Source organism: Acidovorax sp. GW458-11-26-14-TSB4 (genome assembly GCF_059423865.1).
The window spans coordinates 26,251-42,522 of record NZ_JBWKYR010000027.1 but is presented as its reverse complement, the minus strand read 5'-3'; the positions used below and the strand labels follow the sequence as shown (position 1 = coordinate 42,522).

Below are 16,272 nucleotides of genomic sequence, written 5' to 3'. Positions count from 1 at the left end.
TGCCCACAAAAAAAGAGGCCCTCGGGCCTCTTTTGCTTTTTGGGGGCAGTCAGCGTACTGACACGTCCACGTAATTGGCCACGGGCGGCAGGTGCTCGATGAGCCAGTCCGCATCGAGCTGCAGCGCCTTGGTCACTTCGGCGGGCAGGCTGGCAATGGTGTCGGCGGGCGACTTGGGCTCTTCGAGCCCGATCTCGGCCAGCAGCGTGGCCACGTGCAGGATGCCGCCCAGGCGGCAGAAGGGGTTCGAGGCCACGGGATCCTCGGCCGTCTCCAGCGCGCGCACGATGGTGTCCGGGAAGCGCCAGCGCCGCGCCAGCTCGCCGGTCACCTGCGCCTCGGTAAAGCCCAGCAGGGATCGCTCACGCTCCCAGCGGCCACCCGCGTGGTGGGGCAGCTGCTCGATGGCGGGGATCTGCTCGGGCATCTTCTGCGCAATGATGAGTTCGCCCAACCGCACCAGGAAGCCCGCGAGCCAGGACTCCTGCACGTCCGAGCCCAGGGTGCGCGCCAGCCACTGCGAGTAGCCGGCAATGGCCATGCTCTCCTTCCAGAAGGCGTCGGCGTCCACGCCCTGCGCATCCTTGAACACGCCGGACATGCACGACGCCAGGGCCAGCGTGCGCACCTGGTTCAGGCCCACCATGGTGATGGCGTCATCGAGCGAGGCCACCTGGCGCGGCAGGCCGAAGCGCGCGCTGTTGGCCAGGCGGATCAGCTTGGCCGTGAGGGCCGGGTCCTTGGAGATGGCTGCCCGCACCTTCTCGAAGGGGATGTCGTCCTCCTTCATGGTGGCGATCAGCTCGCGCGCCACGTCGGGGATGGTGGGCAACTGCACGTTCTCGAAGAATTCCTGGATATTTGCCATGCGATCCTCCCTTGACCATGGGGTATGAATGGACTTTCGTTGTACCACCGGCACGGTTTTGCAGGGGCAGGTTTTTTCCCAATCCCGCACAGCTGTGGTGAATCAACGATGTACCACCGTGGCATACACGCCTGGTGCACCATTTCGGGAAAACCTGCAGTCCGGCATGCACCAATGTGGCGAACAATAGTCCGCAAAACGGCCTTGCATACAGGAAAGCAGGCATCGTTTTTGCTGATTCCCCTGCATGGCACAGCCGCGGTGCAACCGCACCGCCCCGCCGTCCTCTGCCACCCACCGACAGGAACCCAAGCATGAACAAACGTACCCTCCTGCAAGCCGCCGTGCTGCTGGCCGCCGCTGGCGGTTTCTCCCTGGCTGCCCAGGCCCAGGCCACCACGCCCATCAAGTTCCAGCTGGACTGGCGCTTCGAAGGCCCTGCCGCCCTGTTCCTGCAGCCCGTGGCCAAGGGCTACTTCAAGGCCGCCGGCCTGGACGTGACGGTGGACGCCGGCAACGGCTCGGGCGGCGCCGTGCAGCGCGTGGCCTCGGGCACCTACGACATGGGCTTTGCCGATCTGGCCGCGGTGATGGAATTCCACGCCAACAACCCCGACGCGCAGAACAAGCCGGTGGCGGTGATGATGGTATACAACAACACGCCCGCCTCGGTCATGGCGCTCAAGAAGAGCGGCATCGCCAAGCCGGCCGACCTGGCCGGCAAGAAGCTGGGCGCCCCGGTGTTCGACGCCGGCCGCCGCGCCTTCCCCATCTTCCAGAAGGCCAACAGCGTGGGCAGCGTGCAATGGACCGCCATGGACCCGCCGCTGCGCGAAACCATGCTGGTGCGCGGCGATGTGGACGCCATCACCGGCTTCACCTTCACCTCGCTGCTGAACCTGGAGGCGCGCGGCGCCAAGGCATCTGACGTGGTGGTGCTGCCCTATGCCGACTTCGGCGTGAAGCTGTACGGCAACGTGATCATCGCCTCGCCCAAGCTCATCAAGGAGAACCCCGAGGCGATCAAGTCCTTCCTGAAGGCCTTCACCAAGGGCGCCAAGGAAGTCATGGCCAACCCCGCTGCCTCCATCGAGCATGTGAAGGCGCGCGACGGCATCGTCAACGTGCCGCTGGAAACGCGCCGCCTGCAACTGGCCATCGACACCGTGATCAACAGCCCCGACGCGCGCGCCGAAGGCTTCGGCAAGGCCGTGCCCGGCCGCCTGTCGCTGATGGCATCGCAGGTGTCCGACGCCTTCAACACCAAGACCCGCGTGAAGGCCGAGGATGTGTGGACCGACGCGTACCTGCCCAGCACGGCCGAACTCAACATCCTGCCGAAGAAGTAGTCGCCGCCTTCCCTGAAACGCACCGGGCCGGCCACCCGGCCCGGTGCGCAACCTTTACCTACGGACCCCTGATGCAGGCTGCCGATTCCTATTTCGTGGACTTCCGCGATGTCTGGCTCGCGTACAACGAAGAGCTGCTCGCCAAGAACCACTTTGCCGTCGAGGCCATCGACCTGCAGGTCCGCCAGGGCGAGTTCATCGCCATCGTGGGCCCGTCGGGCTGCGGCAAGTCCACCTTCATGAAGCTTGCCACGGGGCTGAAGATGCCCTCGATGGGCAAGATCCTGATCGATGGCAAGCCCGTGACCGGGCCGCTCAAGATATCGGGCATGGCCTTCCAGGCGCCCTCGCTGCTGCCCTGGCGCACCACGGTCGACAACGTGCTGCTGCCGCTGGAGATCGTGGAGCCCCATCGCAGCAACTTCAAGCAAAAGCGCAAGGAGTACGAAGCCCGCGCCCGCGCCCTGCTGCAGAAGGTGGGCCTGGGTGGGTATGAGGACAAGTTCCCCTGGCAGCTGTCGGGCGGCATGCAGCAGCGCGCCAGCATCTGCCGCGCGCTGATCCACGAGCCCAAGATGCTGCTGCTGGACGAGCCCTTCGGCGCGCTCGACGCCTTCACGCGCGAAGAGCTGTGGTGCATTCTGCGCGACCTGCAGGCCGAGCAGAAATTCAACGTGATCCTGGTGACGCACGATCTGCGCGAGTCGGTCTTTTTGGCCGACACGGTGTACGTGATGAGCAAGAGCCCCGGCCGCTTCGTGGTGCGCCGCGACATCGAGCTGCCCCGCCCGCGCGACCTGGAGATCACCTACACCAAGGAGTTCACCGACATCGTGCACGAGCTGCGCGGCCACATTGGCGCGATGCGCAAGAGCGGCGCGCCCATCCAGCAATAGATAAGCATCCAGACACACCATGCACAAGAAAACCGCGGAACGCTGGTCCCCCTGGATCCTGCTCGTTGCCATTGTTTTGCTATGGCAGATCATCTGCTCGGCGTTCAATGTCTCGGAATTCATCTTCCCCAGCCCCTGGGCCATCGGCACGCAGCTGGTGGAGTTTGGCGGCGTCATCGCCGCCCATGCCTGGCGCACCTTCTGGGTCACCATGGCGGGCTTTGGTTTGGCCATCGTGGTCGGCGTGCTGCTGGGCTTTTTGATCGGATCATCGCGCCTGGCGTATGCCGCCGTGTACCCGCTGATGACGGCCTTCAACGCGCTGCCCAAGGCGGCCTTCGTGCCCATTCTGGTGGTGTGGTTCGGCATTGGCGTGGGGCCGGCCATCCTCACGGCCTTCTTGATCAGCTTCTTCCCGATCATGGTGAACATCGCCACCGGCCTGGCCACGCTGGAGCCCGAGCTGGAAGACGTGCTGCGCGTGCTGGGCGCCAAACGCTGGGACGTGCTCACCAAGGTGGGCCTGCCGCGCTCCATGCCGTACTTCTACGGCTCGCTCAAGGTGGCCATCACCCTGGCCTTTGTGGGCACCACCGTGTCGGAGATGACCGCCGCCAACGAGGGCATCGGCTACCTGCTGATCAGCGCCGGATCGTCCATGCAGATGGGCCTGGCCTTTGCCGGCCTGATGGTGGTGGGCGCCATGGCCATGGTGATGTACGAGCTGTTCAGCTGGGTCGAGAAGCGCACCACCGGCTGGGCGCACCGTGGTTCGCAAGGTGAATAACACGACGGCGTTGAGCGAAGCGCAGGCGGCCACACTGCTGCGCCGCGCCAATGCCGTGGCGCAGCGCGCCATGGGCATGGGCCGCCACCCCTTTGGCGCCCTGCTGGTGGCGCCCGATGGCGAAACCGTGCTGGCCGAGCAGGGCAACATCGACACCGTGAACCATGCCGAGAGCACCCTGGCGCGCACTGCGGCGGCCAACTACCCGGGTTCCTATCTCGCGCAGTGCACGCTGGTGACCACCTTCGAGCCCTGCGCCATGTGCGCGGGCACCATCTACTGGGCCGGCATCGGCCGCGTGCTCTACGGCGCCGAAGAGTCGGCGTTGAAGGCGCTGACCGGCGACCACCCTGAGAACCCCACGCTGGACCTGCCCTGCCGCACGGTGTTTGCGGCGGGCCAGCGCGCCACCGAGGTGTTGGGCCCGGTGCCGGCCTTGGAAGACGAAATCACCGCGCTGCATAAAGACTTCTGGCGCTGACCCTGGCCGCGACTGCGGAAAGGTGCCACCGATATACTCGCCGCCCTGTGGTTGATACAGGATCTTTCGGCATGCGCCTGGACACTTTTCTGCGCCCCCTGGCGCTTGCACTGGCAGTGGCCGGCCTGTCCGCATGCGGCGGCGGCACCGCCCCCAGCCAGCCCCCGGCATTAACAGCCGCCCCTGCCACTGCGGCAACGGGATCGGCGCCCGCCCCCATCAAGGTCGGCATTGCCCTGGGCGGCGGTGCGGCCAAGGGCTTTGCCCACATCGGCGTGATCAAGATGCTGGAGGCCAATGGCTATGCGCCCGCCGTCGTCTCGGGCACCAGCGCGGGCGCCGTGGTGGGTGCGCTGTACGCCAGTGGCATGAACGCCTTTGACATGCAGGAAAAAGCCGTCGCGCTGGACGAAGCCAAGATCCGCGACCTGCAGCTGTCATCCGGCGGCCTGGTGGTGGGCAAGAAGCTCGAGGACTACGTCAACGAACAGGTGGGCCGCAAAAGCCTGGAGCAGATGGCCAAGCCCTTCGTGGCCGTGGCCACGCGCCTGGAGGACGGCGAGCGCACCGTGTTCGCACGTGGCAACACCGGCCAGGCCGTGCGCGCCTCGAGCAGCGTGCCCGGCGTGTTCCAGCCTGTGACCATCGGCAAGTACCATTTTGTGGACGGCGGCATCGTGAGCCCCGTGCCCGTGGACGCCGCGCGCCAGCTGGGCGCCGACATCGTGGTGGCCGTGGACATCTCGAACAAGGCCCGCGGCAAGACGCCCGGCGACATGCTGGGCACCCTGGGCCAGTCCATCGCCATCATGGGCCAGAAGCTGGGCGAGGCCGAACTGGCCCGCGCCGACGTGGTGATCCGCCCCCAGGTGCTGGACATCGGCCCCGCCGATTTCGCCCAGCGCGCCAGCGCCATCCTCGAAGGCGAAAAAGCCGCACTGGCCGCCATGCCCCAGATCCGCGAACGAATTGCCCAACTGCAGGCCGAGCGCGCGCGTGCCGCGCAACTGGCGCAGGAGAAGGTGCGGGAGGCGGAGTACAAGGCGTGTCTGGAGAAGCGGTCAAGCTTGCAGAAGTTGGCGGGGATGGCGGGGATGGGGGAAGGGTGTTTGGGGGCACCAGGGTCAGGTAGGTAAGGCTGGCTGGATTCAACCCGCGAGCAAATTCGATGTGGCGCTAGGTAGCTATGTCGTCAGCGTCACCCTTGAGCCACTTTATAGGCACGAGCTTGATGCCATCACGCCACTCCTTCAGTCCAACGACTCCAGGTATGTCGCCCCACAGATCGCGGGACGCATGATCCAGTACGATCACCTGAAGCTTGCCTTTGGCCTTTGACACTACCTTGGCCAAAACCTCAAATGCTTTGTGCACGGCATCGACGTCCTCATCACGCAACTGCACCTCCTGCTCTTCTTCGTCAGGACGTCGCGCCACGTTCTTAGGAAAGTAAACTTGGCTAGGCTGATCTAACACTAAAAATCCCGGCACTGGGCTGTTTGGCTGGGAAAGATAAAACTGATGGAGCGCCAAAAGCATGGCCAAGTGATAGGAGAGCCAGTTTGATCCACTGCCAATTTCTGACAAGTAATCGTCGCGCTCTGTCCCGCGAACCTTGATCGTGAGGTCACTGATCTCCAGTGAGATGGGATCGTTGGGATTTTCCACATCAAGAAACGGCAGTAAACGTCCGGCATAGCTGTTGACAGCACTGAGTGCGCGACGCTTGCGCGAATCTACATCCTGCTCGCCCAATTCAGCATCGAGGCCTTTCACTTTTTCGCGCAACTTCCCCACTTCATCAACCAATCCACTGTCGCCGCCCAATCGGCGATGGAGATCCAGAGCGGCCTCAAGATTTCCAACGAAGCGCTCAGCTTTTTTTGCAGCAAACTGCCGTTCGCTGGCTTGCTTGGAGCGGCCCGACAGCGCGCGCTTACGAAGCTGGACCGAACGAAGTCGCTCAGTCGTCACTTCAACCTCGGTAGTCACGCGCTGAAGTTCACGATCAAAGGCTGCCGGAACTTCTTTGTCCACTCCTGCCTCGGCTTCGACCTCCCGTAAACGGGCGGACAGCCCGTCGAGTTTCTTTCGAGCTGATTCCGTGTGACTACCGCACATAGGGCAGTCAGCTTCGCCGTCGGCTTGCCCCATCAGCCAGGTAGATAGCTGAAGACGGCCACGCTGCAGGCCAATGGCCGCTTCGTATTGATCGCCACCGGTGCGCATACGGTTCATCTCTTCTAACCTGTGCCGTAGTGTGGTCAGATCACGCGATACCTCGCGCTCTTCGCGTTCCAAATCAGCAAGTTCACTTAATGCCTCGGAGATCGTCGCTGTACTGACAGACATCGTCAAATCCGTACGAGCAACAACCTCTTCCAACAACTCGATCATCTGCCCACGCGTGAGCGACTCTTCTGGTTTAGGTGTTAAGCCGAGTTCCTGCGCCTCGCTGAACTTGGCAGTAAGGTCAGCCAACCAACGAGCCGAGACTTCCTGAGCTTCTTTGAGCTCCCGTTCTTTGCGTCTCAATTCCGACTTCGTGCGTTGCAATTCGAACTGCTTAGCCATAAGTGCTGGCGTCACAGCGCCCAGCACATAGGGAAAAATTTTGCGCAGCTTTTCCCGATGCTCGTAGGTGTTGGTTTTGAAAAACAACACGTCTGGGTTGGCCACAATGTTCTGCGGCTGAAACGTAAATGCTGCCATATCTCGAAAGCTGGGACGACCATCGAAGCCCGTCGATTCTTCACCGCCTGTGAAGTCCAATTTGGATAGTGCAGCAAGATCGTCGAGCAATCGCTTCACCGCGTCAGCATTGGTATTTTTTACGATGCGATGAGGAACATCATCGATAGAGTCAGCCTCCATCAAGAACATGTCATCTGTATTGCGCTGGGCACCGGGTTCGCGCCGTGCAAGGAGCTTATCCCCCTGAGCAGTTGCAACAATCACTCCAAACCACTCGCAGTGCTTGCGGATGGTATTTACGGGAATGGAGCAGGTACTGGAGCCTAGACAATAGTCAATGATTGGAATGACCGCCGACTTTCCTGTTCGCGAGGCACCGCTAATCACATTCACCTTGCCAAGGTCAAACCGCAATCGGCGAGGCTTGAAAACGGGATTGCGGGGCCAAAGTAGGATCGCACGAATCTGGAAAAACATCAGAGTCTCACCTTCAGTGTTGTCGTTATTTCGTGCAGGGTTAGCGGACCACACCAAACGCCGAGCTTCTCCGCATCATGGATCAACTGTTTTACCTCATCAGACAGGCCGCGAGCTTTTGTCTTAGACAGGGGCACAACGTCACCCGACTCTGTTAGATGAACTAAACGCCCTGCGGCGGCGAGCTCGATAGACTGCATAGTCAGGATTCGCCAACGCAGCGACCTTTCATGGATCTGCAGCAACAGGTCCTGCTTTGCGATAGTGCTATCGCCAAACTTGGTCGCGAACGCCCGCAGCCCAGAACTTTGCCGAGTGCGACGCAGCAACTCGGCAGTGGCTTGATGTAGCACGATAGGTAATACCACGAACAACGTAGGCAGCGAAGGTGCACCACTCGTCGGATGTGCTGTGACATAGGCGCAGCAAAAGCGCCAAAGTATGGCCGCTCCTAGTGCCGGGTTCTGTACGTTTTGAGCCTCTATTGCCAGCATCGTCAAGCCGCCTTCTTAGGCTTGAGTTGAGCGGCAAAGTCAGGATGCCAACCGATAGATAGGTCATCGGCTAGGCGATGCAGGCAGCCCGGAATAAAGTGGTCAGGTGCTTCCTTCTGTTGAACTGCCATACTCACAGTCATGCAATCGGCATAAAGCGCTGTGCCTTGCTCACCAAATGCCTTTCCGCTATGCGCCACCTTGCATGCCAGTTGTTTATTTCTCCAAGTACGCTTGAGGCTAGTATCGAGTTCATCAAACGAGGTGGGGTCTACATCTCCGCTGACCGCCCATGCCGTGCGATCCGCAGCGGCCATCAGGTAGTCGTTCACCGCCCCAAGCTTGTCTTCGAACGGTAAGCCGATCAGATCAAGCTGCTGCACGAACACTCTGGGCAGGTAGCTCCGCACCTCTTTATCGCTAGGGCGCTTGGCGTGAGTTCGCAACACCATGTCCCGGTCGACTTTTTGTACGTAAGCCGTGTACCAAGTATGAAAGTCGTCACTTGTGATGATGGCTGGCTTGCCCTTCTCCAAGAGCTCGTCGACACGACGCTTGACGATTCCGCTCATGTGATCGGCGATATCGCGGATTCTGCTCTGTGTAATTGGGTGAGTTTTAAGGATAGCTTCCACATCCGATTGAGGGCTGCCCGAACCACAAGTTAACGTAAAGTTCTTGATGACCCGCGCCACCAAATTTGGATCGGCTTCAAGCACCTTGTCGACATAGGTCGCGATCTCTTTTGCGACCCCGCTACGCGCGAGGTACTTCGGGGCTTCACCCCAAAGCGTACTGCGCGCAGCCTGGATGGCAGCATGCGCAGCGTCTAAAGTTTTGGAGGAAGAAAATGCATCGACGACCTGACCCGAGACGGGACGCGACACATACATCTCGAAGACCGTTCGATCCGGATCGCACCCACCATCCTCTGCCAAACTGACCCAATTCGACAAGGTCTTCCACAGCGATTTGGCTCGATCTGCCACTGGATTGGCCGTAAGCGCGCTCTTGCTCTGACCGAGCTTGACGCTGTGCGAGTCTTCGAGTGCGACGTCATCCAGATACTCCATGCTGCAAGCGCTTCCAGGGGGAGCTTGCAACAGCAACTGCAAAAGTCGGGTGTACTGGAGCCCAATTCCCAGTGCCTGCCCCGGCACTTCAGTCTTGCGATTCTTTGAAGATGTACTTCTGCCCGTTGATTTGGCCATGTTGCTCCCTCGGGGATAGTAGCAACACCATCTTACAATTACAGCGACCAACCACTTAGCAAATCAGTGCCCATCTCTCAAAACTGAGCCTGGCGAAAAATGGGAAGTATTTAGCCCCATTTCAGATTTTTCGACTTTCCGATCGCTGTGGCGGACCAAGGTCGGCGTCTCAACAACAGGAATAGCACTCCAACTTTGTGTGATTGCCAGCACTGCAAAACTAAGCGCGCGGCGTTGGCGCTTACCGACGATCTGGAAAAACTCAAGCTTTTCTTGGACCGCTTGAAGGCAAAAGCGCTGTCAGCAGCGCTCGTTTACAACATCGCTTTTGCAACGCAATCTCACCCCAACTCCGTCCGCATCTCCCGGAAACTGCACCACGCGCGCGCCAATGGCATTGCCACGGGCGGCCGCCTGGGCCAGGTTGAAGCCTTCGAGCAAGCCACTGACCACGCCCACCGCCAAACCCGTTACCAGCGCCCACGGTATCGACCACACGCTCCACGCGCAGGCCGGGCGAGACATCGGATGCGCCGTCGCGTTGCGCGTAGTAAGAGCGGCTAGCAAAGCTCTTCTGGCGTCGTTGCCACATCTTGTCGTACTGCTCGTACTACCTGCAACGCAGCGCCTAGCCAGAACCGCTTCGCTGAGTTTTGCCATCCGCTCTCAGCCCCCTCAGACCCGAGCTTGACGACGACCTGCTTGGCGCCGCGCCCAGGTAAAAAGCGGCAATGTCTTTGGCCGCGTGCGGCCGGTGAGCTGGCCGCTTTCGGGCGGTTCGGGTCTCAAACGGCCCATCCTTGCAACGGAATGCAAGGACGGGCCAGGCCCCTGTCCATTCGCACCCGGGCGTGATAGAACCCCTCGTCGCCACAGCCGAACAAGACTGCCATGCGCCATGCCGGCCCTTCTCTACCACCCGACGTGCTGGCCGCACTCGATGCAGGCCAACTCATCGAAGCCATCAAACGCCTGCGCGCCGCCACGGGCCTGGGCCTCAAGGAGGCCAAGGACCTGATCGACGCGCACCAGCGTGGCGAGGCGGTGTCGGTGGCGGCCCGTGCGGCACAGCCGCTGGACGACAGCTTCCACGTGCCCGACGCGGTGCGCCAGGCCCTGGCCGAGGGCAACAAGATCGAGGCCATTCGCCTGCTGCGCGACCATGAGGGCCTGGGCCTGAAGGAGGCCAAGGAGCGGGCCGAGGCGATCGAGCAGTCCATGGCCGAGCCGGCATCCATTGGCATGGGTGCGGGCGCCACGGGCCTTTCGCCCGGCCAGCAGCCCAGCGGCAGCGCGGGCAACTGGATCGTGGTCGCCGTGGTGCTGGTGGCGACTGTGGTCGCCTACCTGTGGATGCGCGGTGGGGCCTGAGCGAGCCCCGCACGCCCACTCCCTCGCTCAGTACTTGTTGGAGAAGTTCGCGCTGATGCGCTGGCGCAGGTATTCCGCGCCTGTGATGGGCGGGTACTTCTTCGCCGGGCCTTCGATGACGGCGTCTTCATTGGCCTGGCAGAAGAAGGCCAGGCTGTAGCGGGCGCCCTGGTACTCGTGCGGCAGGGGGTTGCGCACGCGGTGAAAATTGCTGGGCAGCTGGTCGTCGCTCCAGCGCGTGAGCATGTCGCCGATGTTGCAGGTGATCACGCCCTCGGCCGGCTCCACGCTGGTCCACTGGCGGCCCTCGGCCTCCTTGCCGGGCAGCACCTGCAGGCCGCCCTGGCCGGGGCGCTGGAACAGCAGGGTGAGGCAGTCGAAGTCGGTGTGGGCGCCGGCGCGCCACAGGCCCAGTTCGTCCTTGAGGGCCGGGTCCACCGCAAAATAATGCAGCATGCGCAGCGTGCTCTGGTAGGTGGGCACATTGGGGTTGTGGGCGCGGGTGAAGAAGTCGGCGTCAAAGCCCAGCTTGTAGGCAAAGCATGAGAGCAGGCGCATGCCCACCTCCCAGCACTGGCGCTCGAAGGCCAGCGTGGCGGCCTGGAAGCCGGGCAGTTCGGCCTCGGTGGGCCACAGGCCGGCCATGCGGGGGCGCGTGACCTGGTAGGACTCCTTCTGGTCGGGCGTGCGCGTGGAGGGGCGGATCTGCGCCTTGTGCTCCCAGCCGGAGTTGCGCGACAGGGGCCACTGGGCCTTGGTGTCCTTGGGCTGGTTGAAGAAGGCCTCTGCGCGCGTGAAGGCGGCGCGGATGTCCTCGATGGGAATGCCGTGGTTGGTCACCTGGAAGAAGCCGATGTCGACCGATGCGGCCCACAGCTGTTCGGCGATTTCTTCCTTGCGCTCATCGAAATTGGAGATGTCGATGCGGCGCACTTCGCGCGTGGAGGTCTCGCCGTCCATCGCGCCGCCCATGCGCGATTCTTTTTCGAGCTCGCCCAGCACGTCGGGGGCGACGGTGGGTTCGTAGACGGGGGTGGCAGTGCTTTGCATGGCGTGATTTCCTCGTTGGATCAATGGCAAACAAGGCACACGGCAGGCCGCAGAAGAGGATGAAGCGGCGCGGCGCCATGTGGCTCTTGAAGGGAACAATGGCAACGGCCCGCAGGCTGCGCAGGCCCTCAACAGGCACACGCACCGCACGCAAGCCGCCACCGGCTTCAAGAGCAATGACCCGCCAGCCGGTCCACGCAATGCGGATGGGCTGGACTGAACGCTTCTACTCTTACCCCTGATGCTAGCAAACGGCAGGCCAGCCATGCCGTCGCGCATTCCACAGGGGCGCCCCACGGCAGCGTTCGACTCCGTGCGCCAGCGCTCACCAAACCAGGGCGCCAATGCACCAAGCCCGCGCACCGCAGGTGCGTGCCCAGCGCTTGCCAGCCCTATCGCACAAGAGGCCGTGCAGCGGCTTGCGCCAAGGCAAGCCCCTGGCGAAACCTGCTTGGCGCGCAGCGCGGCGCAGCGCTTTTGCGGCCCGGGCACGCTTTCTGCTTCAGCCTCTGCCGAGTAGAAGCGTTCAGCGCTGCCACCCCTTGCTTGTGGTGGCGCCCGGAAATTGCTCAGTTCGACCCGGTCCCACGGCGGCACACGCCTGTGGGTGCGGGACACTCCACCGAACCTGGGCCACCGCCATGTTGATGCAACGCCGCCGCTTTCTCTCGACCACCCTCGCCTCTTCGCTCGCTGCCACGCTGGGCGCCCCTGCCGTGCATGCGCAGGGCACGCTCACCCCGCTCAAGTTCACGCTGGACTTCCGCGTGACGAGCCAGACCTCGCCCTTCTTCCTGGCCCAGGCCAAGGGCTACTTCAAGGACGAGGGGCTGGACGTGAGCATCGATGTGGGTTCGGGCTCGGTCGCCTCGATCACGCGCGTGGCCAGCGGCGCCTACGACATCGGCCTGGGCGATATCAGCTCGCTGGCCGAGTTCCATGCGCAGAACGCAGACACGCCGGTGCAGGCCATCTACCAGTACTACAACCGCGCGCCGTTCGTCATCATCGGCCGCAAGGACCGGGGCATCACCACCGACTTCCAGTCGCTCAAGGGCAAGAAGGTGGCCGCAGCCGCCGTGGAGTCCACGCGCCGCAGCTGGCCCATGGTGGCCCGTGCGCTCAAGACCCCACCCGAGCTGTTCAGCTGGGTGACCACCGACTTCAGCGCGCGCGACAACGTGGTGGTGCGCGGCGATGTCGATGCGGCCACCTATTTCCATGACTCGGCCGTGTCGCTGTTCGCGCGCGTGCCGGCCAAGGACCTGTCGGTGCTCGAATACAACAAGGCGGGCCTGAACCTGTATGGCAACGCCGTGCTGGCCGGCAAGCTGCTGCAGGAGAAGCCCGAGGTGGCCAAGGCGTTTCTGCGCGCCAGCAACCGCGCGCTGCGCGAGACGCTGGCCAACCCCGAGGCGGCGTTTGCCGCCATCAAGGCGCGCGAAGCCATATTGAACATGGACGTGGAGCGCGAGCGCTGGTCCATCACGCGCCAGTACCTGCAGACGGCCGAATCGCAGGCCGTGGGCCTGGGCGGCGTGCAGGGCACCGTGCTGGCGCACCAGATCGAGGAGGTGGCGGCCGTGTTCAACCTGGCGCGCAAGCCTGCGCCCGAGCGGGTGTTCAACGCCGCCTTCCTGCCCGCGCTGGCCGACCGCAAGGTGGTGGCATGAACGGCGCCGCCCCGGTAGAGCTGCTGCCGCAGGAGGCAAGCATCGACGAGCGCGACGGCAAATACCTGCGCCAGGCCATCGCACTGGCCGACAAGGCCCGCGCGCGCGGCAACCGGCCGTTTGGCGCCCTGATCGTGGCGGCCGACGGCCAGGTGCTGGCCGAGGCCTGGAACTCCACGGGCGAGAACGGCGACTGCACCGCGCATGCCGAGACCTCGGCCGTGCGCCTGGCCAGCCCGGTGCACAGCCGCGAGGCTTTGGCCGGCGCCACGCTGTATTCGTCGGCCGAGCCCTGCGTGATGTGCGCGGGCGCCATCTACTGGGCCAACATCGGGCGCGTGGTGTATGGCATCGACGCGGTGCGCCTGCGCGTGTTCCGCGGCGAGCGGCTGGACCAGCGCGATGCCGAGCTGTTCTGCCGCGATGTGTTCAACAGCTCGCCCCATCCCATCGATTGCATAGGGCCGGCGCTGATCGAGGAATGCTCGACCTCGCACCAGGGCGCGTGGAAAACCTGAGGCCGGGCCCGGAAAGGCATGCATACATGTCACACATTGTTCGTGGCATGCCAAATGCATAGCGGTGGCAACAGCAACCGATCATCCTGACGGAGACACCCATGCATGCCCTGATGGCCGCCGTGCCGCACCACCAGTTCGACGACCCTGCCGACATCGACGACACCGATGGCACCTACCTGCGCAAGGCCATCGCCTGGTCGTGCACGGCGCGGGCGCGCGGCAACCGGCCCTTCGGGGCGATCATCGTGGGGGCCGATGGGGAGCTGCTGGCCGAAGCCTACTGCAATGCCACCGAAACGGGCGATTGCACCGGCCACGCCGAGACCAATGCGGTGCGCCAGCTGAGCCCGCGCGTGGGCCGCGATGCGCTGGCCCAGGCCACGCTGTACTCGTCGGCCGAGCCCTGCGTGATGTGTGCGGGCGCGATCTTCTGGTCGGGCATCGGGCGGGTGGTGTTCGGCATCGACGCGGTGCGGCTGCGCGAGTTTCGCGGCGAGCGCGCGGAGCAGCGCGATGCCGAGCTCTCGTGCCGCGACGTGTTCGCCGCATCGCCGCACGCCATCGAGTGCATTGGCCCGGCCCTGCTCGAAGAGGCGAGTGCCCCCCATGTCGGCTTCTGGAAATCGTGAGCGACCAGCGACAATCCCCGCCATGCCGCCCAAAGCCCCCTCCGTGACCGAACCCGAAGCCGATGGCAGCAGCAATGTCTCCGGCGCCCTGCTCAGCCGCTCCAAGCAGGGGCGCGAGCGCATCCTGGGTGCCATCCGCGAGGCGGCGATTGCCGAGTTCAGCCGCCATGGCTTCAAGGGTGCATCGACCAAGGCGATTGCCGAGCGCGCGGGCCTGACCAAGCCGCAGCTGCACTACTACATCGCCAGCAAGGAAGAGTTGTACGAGGAGTTGCTGTACTCGGTGCTCAACGGCTGGTCGGGCGCCTTCCAGTTCGACAGCCAGAGCGACGACCCCAAGAAGGTGCTGAGCACCTATGTGCGCAAGAAGCTCGACTACGCGCTGGACAACCCGGGCCTGTCGCGCATCTTCACCACCGAGGTGCTGGGCGGCGGGCGCAACCTGGGCCGGTACTGGCCCGTGGCCGTGAAGTCCACCCAGCAGAAGGTGGACCTGATCGACCGCTGGATTGCCGAGGGCCGCATGCGCCCGCTGGACGCGCGCCTCTTGCTCATGCAGATCTGGGGCATGACGCAGCACTACGCAGACTATGGCGTGCAGGTGCACATCATGCTGGGCCTGGCGCCCGAAGAGGCCATCGACCGCGAGCCCATCGTGCGCGAGCTCACCAACTTTGTGCTGCTGGGCTGCGGCCTGGCCCCTGATTTCGCACCAGAGTGAACAGGCCTGCACGCTTGCGGGCGTGGCAGAGCCCCTGTACGGCGCCTTGACCCAGGGCAAAGCAAGCAACGGCCCGAAAGCCAGCTGGCACAGCATTTGCAATAGTTTGACCAATCGATCAAATCAAGTGGTCAAACATGCAAACCCCAGCCACGGCAGCGCTGCTGCCCGCCACGGAACAGACTTTTGAACTGGTGCTTGCGCGCAGCCAGATGCGGTTGCCGGTGGAGCCCGGCGAGAGCATGGCCGACGTGCTGCAGCTTGCCGGCATCGCCATCGACACCCTGTGCGAGCAGGGCGTGTGCGGTACCTGCGCTACGCGCTGGTTGGCCGGTGCGCCCGACCACCGCGACAGCTGCCTGAGCGCGGAGGAGCAGGCCACCCATGTGGCCGTGTGCTGCGCGCGCAGCCACGGGCCCACGCTCACGCTTGACCTGTGAAGAAGGAGCCCCCGCCATGCGCATCCTCGTGATCTATTGCCACCCGGTGGAGACCAGCTACAACGCGGCCCTGCACGACGAGGTGGTGCGCAACCTGCGCGCGGCCGGCCACGAGGTGGACGACTGCGACCTGTATGCCGAGGGCTTCAACCCCGTGCTCAGCCGCGAGGAGCGCCTGGGCTACCACGAGGTGCCCAGCAACCGCCTTCCCGTGCAGGGCTATGTGGACCGGCTGCTGCGGGCCGAGGCGGTGGTGTTCTGCTTTCCCACCTGGTGCTTTGGCATGCCGGCCATGCTCAAGGGCTTTTTCGACCGGGTGCTGATGCCTGGCGTGGCCTTCGACATCAGCGACCCGCAGAACGTCAAGCCTTCGCTCACGCACATCAAGCGCATCTCGGCCGTGGTGACCTATGGCCGCCCGCGCTGGACGGCGCTGCTTATGGGCGATCCGCCGCGCAAGTCCGTCACGCGCTACATGCGCCTGCTGACCGGCGGCAAGGCGCGCGTGGACTACCACGCCTACTACCACATGAACGTGGCCACACCGCCGCGGCTGGCGGCCTTCAAGGCCCGCGTGGGCCAGGCCATGGCGCGCTTCGCATAAGGGCAC

Annotated in this window: 17 protein-coding genes; 12 read left to right on the top strand and 5 right to left on the bottom strand. The window is 63.6% G+C overall.

Annotated elements, in window-relative coordinates:
- Window positions 1-49 precede the first annotated feature (49 nt).
- Complete coding sequence (locus AC07X5_RS29245) at window positions 50-868, bottom strand: HDOD domain-containing protein (protein ID WP_494772989.1); 819 nt, start codon at window positions 866-868, stop codon at window positions 50-52.
- A gap of 314 nt (window positions 869-1,182) precedes the next feature.
- Between AC07X5_RS29245 and AC07X5_RS29240 the strand changes: the two genes are divergently transcribed.
- The 5 genes from AC07X5_RS29240 (at window position 1,183) to AC07X5_RS29220 (ending at window position 5,517) form a co-directional block, all read left to right on the top strand.
- The gene (locus AC07X5_RS29240; RefSeq protein WP_494772988.1) at window positions 1,183-2,217 is read left to right on the top strand and encodes an ABC transporter substrate-binding protein; all 1,035 of its coding nucleotides are present in this window, start codon (window positions 1,183-1,185) and stop codon (window positions 2,215-2,217) included.
- 71 nt (window positions 2,218-2,288) lie between these two features.
- Entirely contained in the window at window positions 2,289-3,113 is an 825-nt protein-coding gene (locus AC07X5_RS29235; RefSeq protein ID WP_494772987.1) for an ABC transporter ATP-binding protein, read from the top strand.
- 19 nt (window positions 3,114-3,132) lie between these two features.
- Complete coding sequence (locus AC07X5_RS29230; protein WP_409961509.1) at window positions 3,133-3,900, top strand: ABC transporter permease; 768 nt, start codon at window positions 3,133-3,135, stop codon at window positions 3,898-3,900.
- 10 nt (window positions 3,901-3,910) lie between these two features.
- Window positions 3,911-4,381: a nucleoside deaminase gene (locus AC07X5_RS29225; RefSeq protein WP_494773007.1), complete on the top strand. Its 471-nt coding sequence runs from the start codon at window positions 3,911-3,913 to the stop codon at window positions 4,379-4,381.
- A 71-nt stretch (window positions 4,382-4,452) separates the two neighbouring features.
- Window positions 4,453-5,517, top strand: coding sequence for a patatin-like phospholipase family protein (locus AC07X5_RS29220; RefSeq protein WP_494772986.1), 1,065 nt, complete (start codon window positions 4,453-4,455; stop codon window positions 5,515-5,517).
- A gap of 40 nt (window positions 5,518-5,557) precedes the next feature.
- Here the strand turns inward: AC07X5_RS29220 and AC07X5_RS29215 are convergent, their stop codons facing one another.
- Genes AC07X5_RS29215 through AC07X5_RS29205 form a run of 3 tightly spaced genes read right to left on the bottom strand, consistent with a single transcriptional unit; the run spans window position 5,558 to window position 9,257 of the window.
- On the bottom strand, window positions 5,558-7,552 hold the full coding sequence (locus tag AC07X5_RS29215) for a DUF3732 domain-containing protein (RefSeq protein ID WP_494772985.1): 1,995 nt from the start codon (window positions 7,550-7,552) through the stop codon (window positions 5,558-5,560).
- On the bottom strand, window positions 7,552-8,046 hold the full coding sequence (locus AC07X5_RS29210) for a three component ABC system middle component (RefSeq protein WP_494773006.1): 495 nt from the start codon (window positions 8,044-8,046) through the stop codon (window positions 7,552-7,554). The genes AC07X5_RS29215 and AC07X5_RS29210 overlap by 1 nt, the downstream gene beginning before the upstream one ends.
- Window positions 8,047-8,048: 2 nt before the next feature.
- A complete protein-coding gene (locus AC07X5_RS29205; protein ID WP_494772984.1) occupies window positions 8,049-9,257 on the bottom strand; it encodes an ABC-three component system protein in 1,209 nt (402 codons plus the stop codon).
- A gap of 891 nt (window positions 9,258-10,148) precedes the next feature.
- Between AC07X5_RS29205 and AC07X5_RS29200 the strand changes: the two genes are divergently transcribed.
- Complete coding sequence (locus tag AC07X5_RS29200; protein WP_494772983.1) at window positions 10,149-10,628, top strand: ribosomal protein L7/L12; 480 nt, start codon at window positions 10,149-10,151, stop codon at window positions 10,626-10,628.
- A 27-nt stretch (window positions 10,629-10,655) separates the two neighbouring features.
- On the opposite strand, the gene AC07X5_RS29195 is transcribed toward AC07X5_RS29200, so the two are convergent.
- Window positions 10,656-11,678, bottom strand: coding sequence for an isopenicillin N synthase family dioxygenase (locus AC07X5_RS29195; RefSeq protein ID WP_494772982.1), 1,023 nt, complete (start codon window positions 11,676-11,678; stop codon window positions 10,656-10,658).
- Between the two features lie 647 nt (window positions 11,679-12,325).
- Between AC07X5_RS29195 and AC07X5_RS29190 the strand changes: the two genes are divergently transcribed.
- The 6 genes from AC07X5_RS29190 (at window position 12,326) to AC07X5_RS29165 (ending at window position 16,266) form a co-directional block, all read left to right on the top strand.
- Window positions 12,326-13,351: an ABC transporter substrate-binding protein gene (locus AC07X5_RS29190; RefSeq protein WP_494773005.1), complete on the top strand. Its 1,026-nt coding sequence runs from the start codon at window positions 12,326-12,328 to the stop codon at window positions 13,349-13,351.
- Window positions 13,348-13,869 (top strand): nucleoside deaminase, encoded by a 522-nt coding sequence (locus AC07X5_RS29185; protein ID WP_494772981.1) that lies wholly within the window; start codon window positions 13,348-13,350, stop codon window positions 13,867-13,869. Before AC07X5_RS29190 ends, AC07X5_RS29185 begins: the two co-directional genes overlap by 4 nt.
- Window positions 13,870-13,970: 101 nt before the next feature.
- Complete coding sequence (locus AC07X5_RS29180) at window positions 13,971-14,501, top strand: nucleoside deaminase (RefSeq protein WP_409961520.1); 531 nt, start codon at window positions 13,971-13,973, stop codon at window positions 14,499-14,501.
- Between the two features lie 22 nt (window positions 14,502-14,523).
- On the top strand, window positions 14,524-15,222 hold the full coding sequence (locus AC07X5_RS29175) for a TetR/AcrR family transcriptional regulator (protein ID WP_494772980.1): 699 nt from the start codon (window positions 14,524-14,526) through the stop codon (window positions 15,220-15,222).
- A 137-nt stretch (window positions 15,223-15,359) separates the two neighbouring features.
- The gene (locus AC07X5_RS29170) at window positions 15,360-15,662 is read left to right on the top strand and encodes a 2Fe-2S iron-sulfur cluster-binding protein (protein WP_409961522.1); all 303 of its coding nucleotides are present in this window, start codon (window positions 15,360-15,362) and stop codon (window positions 15,660-15,662) included.
- Between the two features lie 16 nt (window positions 15,663-15,678).
- Entirely contained in the window at window positions 15,679-16,266 is a 588-nt protein-coding gene (locus tag AC07X5_RS29165; protein ID WP_494772979.1) for an NAD(P)H-dependent oxidoreductase, read from the top strand.
- The last annotated feature ends 6 nt before the right edge of the window (window positions 16,267-16,272 follow it).

Coding starts and splice junctions, on each gene's coding strand:
- AC07X5_RS29245 (WP_494772989.1), bottom strand. CDS start 868: ATGGCAAATATCCAGGAATTCTTCGAGAACGTGCAGTTGCCCACCATC.
- AC07X5_RS29230 (WP_409961509.1), top strand. CDS start 3,133: ATGCACAAGAAAACCGCGGAACGCTGGTCCCCCTGGATCCTGCTCGTT.
- AC07X5_RS29175 (WP_494772980.1), top strand. CDS start 14,524: ATGCCGCCCAAAGCCCCCTCCGTGACCGAACCCGAAGCCGATGGCAGC.
- AC07X5_RS29165 (WP_494772979.1), top strand. CDS start 15,679: ATGCGCATCCTCGTGATCTATTGCCACCCGGTGGAGACCAGCTACAAC.
- AC07X5_RS29185 (WP_494772981.1), top strand. CDS start 13,348: ATGAACGGCGCCGCCCCGGTAGAGCTGCTGCCGCAGGAGGCAAGCATC.
- AC07X5_RS29190 (WP_494773005.1), top strand. CDS start 12,326: ATGCAACGCCGCCGCTTTCTCTCGACCACCCTCGCCTCTTCGCTCGCT.
- AC07X5_RS29205 (WP_494772984.1), bottom strand. CDS start 9,257: ATGGCCAAATCAACGGGCAGAAGTACATCTTCAAAGAATCGCAAGACT.
- AC07X5_RS29195 (WP_494772982.1), bottom strand. CDS start 11,678: ATGCAAAGCACTGCCACCCCCGTCTACGAACCCACCGTCGCCCCCGAC.
- AC07X5_RS29170 (WP_409961522.1), top strand. CDS start 15,360: ATGCAAACCCCAGCCACGGCAGCGCTGCTGCCCGCCACGGAACAGACT.
- AC07X5_RS29200 (WP_494772983.1), top strand. CDS start 10,149: ATGCGCCATGCCGGCCCTTCTCTACCACCCGACGTGCTGGCCGCACTC.
- AC07X5_RS29220 (WP_494772986.1), top strand. CDS start 4,453: ATGCGCCTGGACACTTTTCTGCGCCCCCTGGCGCTTGCACTGGCAGTG.
- AC07X5_RS29215 (WP_494772985.1), bottom strand. CDS start 7,552: ATGTTTTTCCAGATTCGTGCGATCCTACTTTGGCCCCGCAATCCCGTT.
- AC07X5_RS29180 (WP_409961520.1), top strand. CDS start 13,971: ATGCATGCCCTGATGGCCGCCGTGCCGCACCACCAGTTCGACGACCCT.
- AC07X5_RS29210 (WP_494773006.1), bottom strand. CDS start 8,046: ATGCTGGCAATAGAGGCTCAAAACGTACAGAACCCGGCACTAGGAGCG.
- AC07X5_RS29240 (WP_494772988.1), top strand. CDS start 1,183: ATGAACAAACGTACCCTCCTGCAAGCCGCCGTGCTGCTGGCCGCCGCT.
- AC07X5_RS29235 (WP_494772987.1), top strand. CDS start 2,289: ATGCAGGCTGCCGATTCCTATTTCGTGGACTTCCGCGATGTCTGGCTC.